This window comes from Arthrobacter sp. CMU6, assembly GCF_059090205.1.
Window position 1 is genome coordinate 39,380 of sequence record NZ_JBNHFL010000034.1, and the last position, 10,230, is coordinate 49,609.

Annotated in this window: 7 protein-coding genes and 1 tRNA gene; 7 read left to right on the forward strand and 1 reads right to left on the reverse strand. The window is 68.0% G+C overall.

The genetic code is table 11. The features are described from left to right. Positions 1 to 11 precede the first annotated feature (11 nt). The 3 genes from AC5RWD_RS19935 (at position 12) to AC5RWD_RS19945 (ending at position 3,988) form a co-directional block, all read left to right on the forward strand. Positions 12 to 2,240: a prolyl oligopeptidase family serine peptidase gene (locus tag AC5RWD_RS19935; RefSeq protein ID WP_494021672.1), complete on the forward strand. Its 2,229-nt coding sequence runs from the start codon at positions 12 to 14 to the stop codon at positions 2,238 to 2,240. A gap of 59 nt (positions 2,241 to 2,299) precedes the next feature. Then, positions 2,300 to 2,388, forward strand: a tRNA-Ser gene (locus AC5RWD_RS19940). A gap of 124 nt (positions 2,389 to 2,512) precedes the next feature. Further along, positions 2,513 to 3,988 (forward strand): MFS transporter, encoded by a 1,476-nt coding sequence (locus AC5RWD_RS19945; protein WP_494021673.1) that lies wholly within the window; start codon positions 2,513 to 2,515, stop codon positions 3,986 to 3,988. On the opposite strand, the gene AC5RWD_RS19950 is transcribed toward AC5RWD_RS19945, so the two are convergent. Continuing rightward, positions 3,933 to 6,146, reverse strand: coding sequence for a RecQ family ATP-dependent DNA helicase (locus AC5RWD_RS19950; protein ID WP_494021674.1), 2,214 nt, complete (start codon positions 6,144 to 6,146; stop codon positions 3,933 to 3,935). The genes AC5RWD_RS19945 and AC5RWD_RS19950 overlap by 56 nt on opposite strands. A 128-nt stretch (positions 6,147 to 6,274) precedes the next feature. On the opposite strand from AC5RWD_RS19950, the gene AC5RWD_RS19955 reads away from it, so the two are divergent. The 4 genes from AC5RWD_RS19955 to AC5RWD_RS19970 all read left to right on the forward strand — a co-directional run bounded on the left by AC5RWD_RS19955 (position 6,275) and on the right by AC5RWD_RS19970 (position 10,128). Further along, positions 6,275 to 7,693, forward strand: coding sequence for a phosphomannomutase/phosphoglucomutase (locus tag AC5RWD_RS19955; RefSeq protein ID WP_494021675.1), 1,419 nt, complete (start codon positions 6,275 to 6,277; stop codon positions 7,691 to 7,693). A gap of 9 nt (positions 7,694 to 7,702) precedes the next feature. Further along, positions 7,703 to 8,185, forward strand: coding sequence for a hypothetical protein (locus tag AC5RWD_RS19960; protein ID WP_494021676.1), 483 nt, complete (start codon positions 7,703 to 7,705; stop codon positions 8,183 to 8,185). 102 nt (positions 8,186 to 8,287) lie between these two features. Continuing rightward, positions 8,288 to 8,737: an RrF2 family transcriptional regulator gene (locus tag AC5RWD_RS19965; protein WP_494021677.1), complete on the forward strand. Its 450-nt coding sequence runs from the start codon at positions 8,288 to 8,290 to the stop codon at positions 8,735 to 8,737. 230 nt (positions 8,738 to 8,967) lie between these two features. After that, positions 8,968 to 10,128, forward strand: coding sequence for a globin domain-containing protein (locus AC5RWD_RS19970; RefSeq protein WP_494021678.1), 1,161 nt, complete (start codon positions 8,968 to 8,970; stop codon positions 10,126 to 10,128). Positions 10,129 to 10,230 lie beyond the last annotated feature (102 nt).

The following is a 10,230-nucleotide window of genomic DNA, read 5'->3' on the forward strand; positions in this document are numbered from 1 at the left end:
TGGATGGGCGCATGACCACCACTGCAGCTGATTCTGCCCCCGCGTCCGGCGCCGCTCCCACCGAGACCGCGCCCGCGCCCACCGACGAGAACATCTGGCTGGAGGACATCTACGGCGAGGAGCAGCTGGCCTGGGTGCGCGAGCAGAATGCCCGCACGGAGGACCTGCTGGAGGACGCCGACTATGCCCGGCTCGAGGGCGGGATCCTCGAGGTGCTGGACTCGACGGACAAAATCGCCATGGTGAGCAAGCACGGCGAGTGGTACTACAACTTCTGGAAGGACCGGCAGAACCCGAAGGGCCTGTGGCGCCGGACCAGCTGGGACAGCTACTGCAGCGACGCCCCGGAGTGGGACGTGCTGCTCGACGTGGACGCCCTGGCGGCCGCCGACGGCGTGGAGTGGGTCTTCCACGGAGCGAACCTGCTCCGGCCCGAACCCGGGCAGCCGTACCGGCGCGCGCTGGTGGCGCTCTCCCCCGACGGCGGCGATGCCAACCGCTACCGGGAGTTCGACGTCGAGACCCGCGCCTTCGTTGATCCCGCCGCCGGCGGTTTTGATCTCCCGACGGCGAAGGGGAACGTCTCGTGGCTCGATGCGGACACGCTGCTGGTCGCCAGTACGGCAGAGGATCTCCCCCGCACTGCGTCGTCGTACGCGCGCACCGCCGTGCGGCTGCGTCGTGGCCAGTCCCTGAAAGATGCGCCGCGGATCTTCGAGATTCCCGAGGACCACATGATGGCGATCGTGGCCCACGACTCCACGCCCGGCTTTGAGCGGACGTTCGCGGTGGACTGGATCGACTTCTTTAACCGCCGCACGTCCGTGCTCCAGGACGGTGGCTGGGTGCCGGTGGATGTGCCCACCGACGTGAACACCGGCGTCCACAGGGAATGGCTGCTGTTCAGGCCGCAGCGCGACTGGACGGTGAACGGCCCCACCTACGCGGCCGGCTCGCTGCTCGCCGCCGATTTCCAGGCTTACCTCGCCGGCGAGCGCGAACTGACGGTTCTCTTCGCCCCGGACGCGCATACCTCCCTGCAGTCCTGGAGCTGGACGCGGAACTTCCTGCTGCTGAACCTGCTGAAGGACGTGTCCTCGGAAATCCGGGTCCTGGATCCTTCCGCTGCATGGCAGTCCTCGCTGCTGGACGCCTGCCCGCCGCTGCACGATGTAAATGCCTTCGCCGTGGACGACGAGGACGAGGCGGAAAGCGGGGCCGGGGACGACTTCTGGCTGGTTGCCACCGGCTTCACGACGCCGAGCACGCTGACGCGCGGGACGCTGACCCGGGGAACCGCCGACGGCGTCGCTTCTGACGGAACTGCCGCGCCGGGCGTGGTGAGCAGCCATGCGGAGGTCAAGGCGTCGCCGTCGTTCTTCAATGAAGCGGACTACGAAGTGCAGCAGCACTTCGCCGTCTCCGCAGACGGCACGAAGGTGCCGTACTTCCAGGTGGCCGCGCGGGGCCTGGTCCTCGACGGGCAGAACCCCACGCAGCTCTCCGGCTACGGCGGCTTCGAGGTTTCGCGCACGCCGGCGTACAGCGGCACCATCGGCCGGGCATGGCTGGAGCGGCGCACTGCCGCGGTTCCAGGCGACGGCCTTGCGGAGGGACACAGCCGGGGCGGCGTTTACGTCGTGGCCAATATCCGTGGTGGCGGGGAATACGGCCCGTCCTGGCACCGGGCAGCGCTGCAGGAAAACCGGCACCGCGCCTACGAGGACTTTGCGGCGGTGGCCAGGGACCTGATCTCGCGGGGTGTCACCAGCAGGGAGCGGCTCGGCTGCGTCGGCGGTTCCAACGGTGGCCTGCTCGTGGGCAACATGCTCACGCGGTACCCCGAACTGTTCGGTGCCGTGTCCTGCGGGGTTCCGCTGCTGGACATGCGCCGGTACACGAAGCTGTCGGCAGGACACTCGTGGATTGCCGAGTACGGCGACCCTGATCTGCCCGAGCACTGGGAATTCATTAAGACCTTCTCTCCCTACCATCAGCTGAGGGACGGCGTGGAGTATCCGGAGACCTTCATCTGGACCGCAACGTCCGATGACCGCGTGGGTCCTGTCCAGGCCCGGAAGATGGCAGCGCGCATGCTGGCCATGGGCATCCCTAACGTCTGGTTCCATGAAGCGCTGGAGGGCGGGCACGCCGGCGCCTCGGACAACCGGCAGGCCGCCGCGCTCCAGGGCCGCAGCCAGCACTTCCTGTGGAAGGCACTGGCGGAAGGCACGGCCTGACGCCGTTTTGCACTGGATGGCCGGTTCTGCGTATCCTTGGTGGGCTAGGAATAGCAATTGGAGACGTGCCAGAGCGGCCGAATGGACTTCACTGCTAATGAAGGGTCGGGGTTAAACTCGACCGGGGGTTCAAATCCCCCCGTCTCCGCGTTTGGCCCCGGTCCCCGACCGGGGCCTTTTGCGTTCCCGCGCTCCGGCGCCTCGCCGGCCGCTGCCGTCCGCGTGCCGGACGCTCAAGGCGATAAAGCGCTTTCCGGTGGCAGGATGATTGCATGAACCAGCCTTCTGCCAACGAGGCGTGGAGCCCCCGGCTGGCCCTGCTGGTGGCGGCCACGTTTTTCATGGAGTTCCTCGACGGGACGGTCCTGACAACCGCCATCCCGAGCATCGCCGCGGATTTCGGGGTGCCGTCGGCCAGCGTGAACATCACCATGACCGCCTACCTGATGACGGTGGCCATGGGCATCCCCCTGAGCGGCTGGCTGGCGGAGCGGCTCGGGGCCCGGCGGATTTTTTGCCTGGCCATCGCCGTCTTTACCGTGGCGTCGCTGCTGTGCGCCGCCAGCCAGGACCTCACGGTGCTGAGCGTCAGCCGCGTCCTGCAGGGCCTGGGCGGGGCGATGATGGTGCCGGTCGGTACGCTGCTGGTGCTTCGCGGGACGCCAAAGTCCGAGCTGCTGCGTGCCACGGCCTATCTCGTCTGGCCCGGGCTGCTGGCTCCGGTCCTGGCGCCTCTCGTGGGCGGCGCCCTGACCACATACCTGTCCTGGCACTGGATCTTCCTGATCAACCTGCCGCTCGGCGCCGCAGCCTTCCTCGCGGCCCTGCGCCTGGTCCCGGCCGTTCCCGGCGACCGCAACCGCCGGCTGGACTGGCTCGGACTTGCCCTCACCACGGCCGGCGTGGGAGCGCTGGTGGCGGGCCTTGAACTGGCCAGCGGCCACCCTGGCGGACTGTGGACCTGGCCGAGCATTCTGGCCGGGGTTCTCGCGCTGGGCGCTGCGGTCTTCTGGATGCGTCGCGCGGCCCACCCGTTGTTTGATCTGAGCGTGTTCGGCACCCGCACCTTCCGGGCCACCAACTCGGGCGGCTTCATCTACCGGCTGACCATCAGTGCCGTGCCGTTCCTGTTGCCGCTGATGTTCCAGAACGGCTTCGGCTGGAGCCCCCTGCATGCGGGCATCATGGTGGCCGGCGTGTTCATCGGCAACATCGGCATCAAACCCGCCACGACCCCGCTGATCAGGCGCTTCGGTTTCAAGCCCGTGCTGGTGTTCGCGTCGCTGACGTCGGCTGCCACCTTCGCCCTCTGCGCGATGCTGACCCCGGCCACGCCGGAACCGCTGGTTTTCGCGCTGCTCGTGTGCAGCGGGGCGTTCCGGTCCATTGGCTTCTCCGCGTACGCGTCGGTCCAGTACGCCGACATCCAGCCCGCGCAGCTGACGTCCGCCAACGCCGTGTCGGCCACTATCGTTCAGCTGGCCACCGGCGCCGGAATCGCGGTGGGCGCCCTGCTGCTGCGACTCTTCGAGTCGGATTCCCTGCTCTCCTCCGGATTCGGCGGCATCCTGTCAGCCGGACCGGACGGCAGCGGTGTGGCCGCCTACCGCGGCGCCTTCCTGTCGATTGCGGTGCTGATGCTCCTCAGCACCCTCGACAGCCTTACGCTGCACCGGCATGCGGGGGCAGCGGTCAGCCGGCCTGGGCCAGCGCCAGCGGAAGCACCGCGCCCGCACCGGCCCGCCTGAGGGCGCGTCCCGCGACGGTAACCGTCCACCGGCTGTCCACGAGGTCGTCGATGAGCATCACGCTGCCGCCGCCCAGCCCGGCGAGTTCTGCCGCCAATGACTCCCCCACCACAAGCCGGTCCCACACCCCGGCCAGCCGGTAGGCGCTGTTGCCGCCGCGGCCGCCGCTGGGCCCGCCGTGTTCAAGCTGCAGCTGGCCGATGTACGGGATGCGGCCGATCTGGGAGATGCCCCGGGCCAGCGAGTCCACGAGTTCGGGCCTGCTGCGCGAGGGCAGGCTGACTATCGCTGCCGGCCGGCCCACGCCGCTCCATCCGGGAATCCGGGAATCACCGGTGCCCCATTCACGCAGCACCTGGACACAGGCCTGCAGCATGGCGGGATCGACAGCGCGGTCCGGAGCACCGGCCGCGAAAAGTTCGCGCAGCGCCCCGCCCCAGCCGAGGTCCGTCAGCCTGGCAAGGACCCGGCCGTCCGCCGTGTTCTCGTCGGGTTTGATCTTGCCCTTCACGGGCACGCCGAGGCGGTCCATTCCGCTGGGCCACTGAAGCCTGGACTCCAGCACGATGCCCGCGCGGCTGAGAGTCTGCCCGGCAGCTTCCGTGGCCGTCGGCGCGACCTCCGCGGGGAACCATCTGCCGGCGCAGTTGTCGCAACGGCCGCAGGCGGCTGCGGTCTCATCATCCAGGACGGACGTGATGTACTCCATCCGGCACCCGGCTGTGTCCTGGTAGATGACCATGGAGTCCTGCTCGTCCACCCGGGCCTCCGCGATGCGGCGGTACCGTTCGGCGTCGTACGTCCAGGGCATTCCGGTGGAGCGCCAGCCGCCGCCTACCCGTTCCACCGCGCCGTCCACGGAGAGCACCTTCAGCAGGAGTTCCAGGGGTGTCCGGCGAAGGTCCACCCGGGCCTCCAGAGCCACGGTGGATACCGCCGAGCCGGCCTCCGCCAGCGCGGTCAGCACAGCCGCGGCCTTCTCCTCGGAGGGCATGGAGGCGGTGGCAAAGTACTGCCAGATCTCGCGGTCCTCGGACCCGGGCAGGAGCAGGACGTCAGCGTTGGCGGCGCCACGGCCGGCCCTGCCCACCTGCTGGTAGTAAGCAACCGGTGACGACGGGGCGCCGAGGTGCACCACGAAACCGAGGTCCGGCTTGTCGAAGCCCATCCCCAGCGCGGAGGTGGCCACCAGCGCCTTGACCTGGTTGTCCTTGAGGAGCTGCTCCGCCCTCTCGCGGTCAGCGGGGTCGGTACGGCCGGTATACGCCAATACCTCGTGGCCTGCCTCCGCAAGCAGCCTTGCGGTGTCCTCGGCGGCGGAGACCGTCAGGGTGTAGATGATTCCGCTGCCCTGCAGATCCGCGAGGTGGGTGAGAAGCCAGCCCAGACGCTGACGCGAGTCGGGCAGCGCCAGGACCCCGAGCCGCAGCGACTCCCGGCCCAGCGCGCCGCGGATGGTCAGCACGCCCTCGCCGAGCTGTTCCTCGATGTCGTGGACCACCCGGGAGTTGGCCGTGGCCGTGGTGGCCAAGACGGGCACGGTGTCCGGCAGCTGCGTGATGAGGTCCGCAATGCGACGGTAGTCTGGCCGGAAATCGTGGCCCCAGTCGGAGATGCAGTGGGCCTCGTCGATAACCAGCAGCCCCGTGCGCCGGATGAGTTCCGGCAGCTGGTTTTCGCGGAACGAAGGATTGGTGAGCCGCTCGGGGGAAACCAGCAGGACATCCACCTGGTCGGCGGCCAGCTGCTCCCGCACCGTGTCCCACTCCAGCTGGTTGGCCGAGTTGATGGCCACGGCCCGTACACCTGCCCGGGCTGCCGCCGCCACCTGGTCCCGCATCAGGGCCAGCAGCGGCGAAACGATGAGCGTGGGCCCTGCCCCGCGCCGCCGGAGCAGCAGGGACGCCACGAAGTAAACGGCGGATTTTCCCCAGCCGGTCCGCTGCACCACGAGCGTGCGGCGGCCGCCGTCGACCAGGGCCTCGATGGCCTCGAACTGGCCGTCGTGGAAGTCGGCATCAGGCCGGCCCACCAGCTCGCGCAGCACGGACAGGGCCTGGTCCCGGGTCCCGGTGGCCACTCCCTGCTCCCTTCCGGCGCCGGAACCGGAGGAGCCGGGGGCAGAAGCAAGGACAGGAGCGTGCTGGTTATTTGCCATTGATTCAGTATCCCAGCCGCCTCTGACACACCAAACCCCGGGACCCCGACATGTGGACAACAGCCGGCGCGCGCTTCTGTGACTTCCCCTTCACAGGCCTCCGCGCGCCTGCCCGTAAGATAAGTGCCGTGACTAGCGACCAGACCCGTACTTTTGACCTTTCGGCCTCGTTCAAGGCGTATGACGTCCGTGGCATCGTGGGCGAATCCATCACCGCTGAAATCGTCGAAGCCGTAGGCGCAGCGTTCGTTGACGTGCTTGGCCTTGAGGGACAGACAGTCCTGGTCGGCGGTGACATGCGCCCGTCCTCCCCCGAATTCAGCAAGGCGTTCGCCAGGGGCGCCGCCACCCGGGGAGCCAACGTCCAACTCCTGGACCTGATCTCCACAGACGAGCTGTACTACGCGTGCGGAGCCCTGAACGCCGCAGGCGCCACGTTCACCGCGAGCCACAACCCCGCCGAGTACAACGGCATCAAGATGGCCAAGGCCGGCGCCGTGCCCATTTCCTCCGAGACCGGCCTCAAGGAGATCCAGGCCCTCGCCGAGCAGTACCTGAACACGGGCTCGATCCCCGCTGCCGAAACGCAGGGCCAGATCGGCGTCCGGGACGTGCTGAAGGACTACGCCGAGTACCTGCGCACGCTCGTTGACCTCTCCGGCTCACGCCCCCTCAAGGTCGTGGTGGACGCCGGCAACGGCATGGCCGGGCTGACCACCCCGGCCGTCCTGGGTGACACGCTGCTGCCGAAACTGCCCTTCGACATCGTTCCGCTCTACTTCGAACTGGACGGCTCCTTCCCGAACCACCCGGCCAACCCCCTGGAGCCGGAAAACCTGCGCGACCTGCAGGCCGCCGTCGTCGAACACGGCGCGGACATCGGCCTGGCCTTCGACGGCGACGCCGACCGCTGCTTCGTCATCGACGAAAAGGGCGAGGCGGTGTCGCCGTCGGCCATCACGGGCATGGTGGCCCGCCGCGAAATCGCCCGCGCGAAGGCCCAGGGCGAGGCAAAGCCGACCATCATCCACAACCTCCTGACCTCCCGCGCAGTGCCGGAACTCGTCGCCGAAGACGGCGGCCGGGCCGTGCGCACCCGGGTGGGTCACTCCTTCATCAAGGCCGTTATGGCAGAGGAAGGCGCAATCTTCGGCGGGGAGCACTCCGCCCACTTCTACTTCCGTGACTTCTGGAACGCGGACACCGGGATGTTGGCTGCCATGCACGTGCTGGCCGCCCTCGGCGAACAGGACGGCCCGCTGTCGGAGCTCGGCCGGGAATACGAACCGTACATTTCTTCGGGCGAAATTAACTCGGAAATCGAGGACAAGGCCGCCGCCGTGGAGCGCGTCCGGGCCGATTTCGCGACCGAGGACGTGGCGGTGGACCATCTGGATGGCAGCACCTTCACCGCCGCCGACGGCAGTTTCTGGTTCAACCTTCGCCCCTCCAACACCGAACCGTACCTGCGGCTGAACGCCGAAGCCACGGACCGGGCCACGATGGAGCGCGTCCGCGACCGCGTGCTGGCCCTGGTCCGCAGCTAGGACAGCCCCGTGGCATCACCCGACTCGACCCCTGCCCACTCCTCGTGGCGCGCATCCGTTCCGGAGTCCACGGCCACGGATCTGGAAAACCTTCTAGGCACCGGAATGGCGGCAGCCCAGGAACAGCTTGAGCGCAGCGGCGGGTTCCTGCCGTTCGCCCTCGTGGTGGAGAACGACGGCGACGTCCGCCTCGTGGCTGTCTCGCCGGCAGATCCGGATACCGGCCCGGACAGCGAATTCGACGCAGACGGGATGATCTCCGACATCACGGAACTGTTGCGCCAGCACCGGGACGAGTTCCGGGCCGCCGCCATCGTCTGCGACATCACCCTGGTCGAGGAGGACTCGGACGCCATCCACGTGGCCACCGAGCACCGGGACGGGGCGGATTTCGCCGCCGTCCTGCCATACTCCCCCAGCAACGGGGGCAGTGAGTGGGAGTTCGGCGACCTTGCCGCCGACTCCAACGAGCCCGTCATCTGGACTGACTAGACCGGAGCCAAAAAGCACTTTGACCCGGCCCGTCCGGTGGCGGGCAGATCCTGCCGCGCACCGGACGGACCGGCGATTTGCGCAGGCCATTAGGCTATAAGCATGAAAATCAACGCCTTCGCGGACGTCAGCCTGCGCGCCCTCATGGTGCTCGCTGCCGCACCCGAGGGCGGCCTGCTTACCACCCAGAACATCGCGGACGCCGTCGGAACGCCCTACAACCACGTCAGCAAGGCCGTGGCGAAGCTGCGCATGATGGGTCTGATTGACGTTGAGCGTGGCCGCAACGGTGGCTCGCGGCTCAGTGCCGCCGGCCGCCGCGTCACGGTGGGCCAGGTTCTGCGGGAGCTAGACACCCGCGAGGACGCCGCCGAGTGCATCGGCCCGGCCGGCAGCTGCCCCCTCATCAATGAATGCCGGCTCCGTGGCGCCCTGGCCCGGGCGCGCGAGGCTTTTTACCGCGAGCTCGACGACATCGTGGTGGCCGAATTGCCAACCTCCCGCCAGATGACGCCCGTTTTCGGGGCGATCGGGCTGCGCCCCGGCGCCTGACAGAGAACCGGGCTCCCCCGTCCCGGCTGACCCGCACCCGGCGTCGAGGGGGGCGCCTATCCGGCCCGGCCACCGGGCGCCTCGATGCCCCGTCAGCCGCCGGCTTCTCCATTTTGAAAAATTCCTTCTACAGGGTGTAGAAATGAGTCACCAGAAACTCGTATTCAACATACCAGTATCTGCAGTTCCGGTCCGGCCAAAGACCCCGGACCACTAGCTCAGGAGTGTCAATGCTCTCGGACAAAGCCCGTCCTGTCATCGAAGCCACCCTTCCCCTGGTCGGTTCACGAATCGGCGAGATCACCCCCAAGTTCTATGCCCGGCTCTTCGCTGCGCACCCGGAACTCCTGGACGGGCTGTTCAGCCGCTCCAACCAGCGCTCCGGCAACCAACAGCAGGCCCTGGCCGGCAGCATCGCCGCCTTCGCCACACATCTGGTGAACAACCCGGGCACACTGCCGGAAGCCGTCCTCTCCCGGATCGCCCACAAGCACGCCTCCCTGGGCATTACCGAGCCGGAGTACCAGGTGGTCTACGAGCACCTGTTCGCCGCCATCGCCGAGGACCTGGCCGATGTGATCACGCCGGAAATCGCCGAAGCCTGGACCGAGGTTTACTGGCTCATGGCAGACGCCCTGATCAAGCTGGAAAAGGACCTGTACGCAACACAGTCCAACACCAAAATGTGGATGCCCTGGACCGTCGTCGAGAAGACCCCGGCAGGAACCGGCGCCATGACATTCATCCTGGCCCCGGCGGATGACACCCCCGTCACGCCTGCGCTGCCGGGCCAGTACATCAGCGTGAAGGTCCAGCTGCCCGACGGCATCCGCCAGGTCCGGCAGTACTCCCTGTCCGACGAGGCCGGGACAAGCCGCACCTTCACCGCCAAACTCGACGACGGCGGCGAGGTTTCCCCGGTCCTGCACCGCAGCGTGTCCGTGGGCGATGTCCTGGAAATCTCCAACCCGTACGGCGAAATCACCCTCAAGGATGCCAACGGTCCCGTGGTCCTCGCGTCTGCCGGCATCGGCTGCACGCCCACCGCATCGATCCTGCGTTCCCTCGCCGAGGCCGGGTCCGAACGCCAGGTCCTGGTTCTGCACGCCGAAAGCAGCATGGAAAGCTGGGCGTTGCGCGGGCAGATGACCGCCGACGTGGAGCGCCTGAACGGGGCGGACCTTGAAGTCTGGCTCGAGGAGCCGCAGGCGGGCACGAAGGCCGGCTTCATGTCCCTGCGCGAGGTGGACCTCCCCGCCGACGCCTCCCTGTACCTCTGCGGGCCGCTTCCCTTCATGAAGAAGATCCGCAACGAAGCCATCGAGGCCGGCATCCCGGCAACACGGATCCACTACGAGGTCTTCGGTCCTGACATCTGGCTGGCCTCCTAGGCGGAGAAGCGCGAACGGACATTTAAGCCCCGGGGGCTTAAGTGTCCGTTCGCGCCAAGTACGACGGCGGCCCCGCACCTTTTGAAGAAAAGGTGCGGGGCC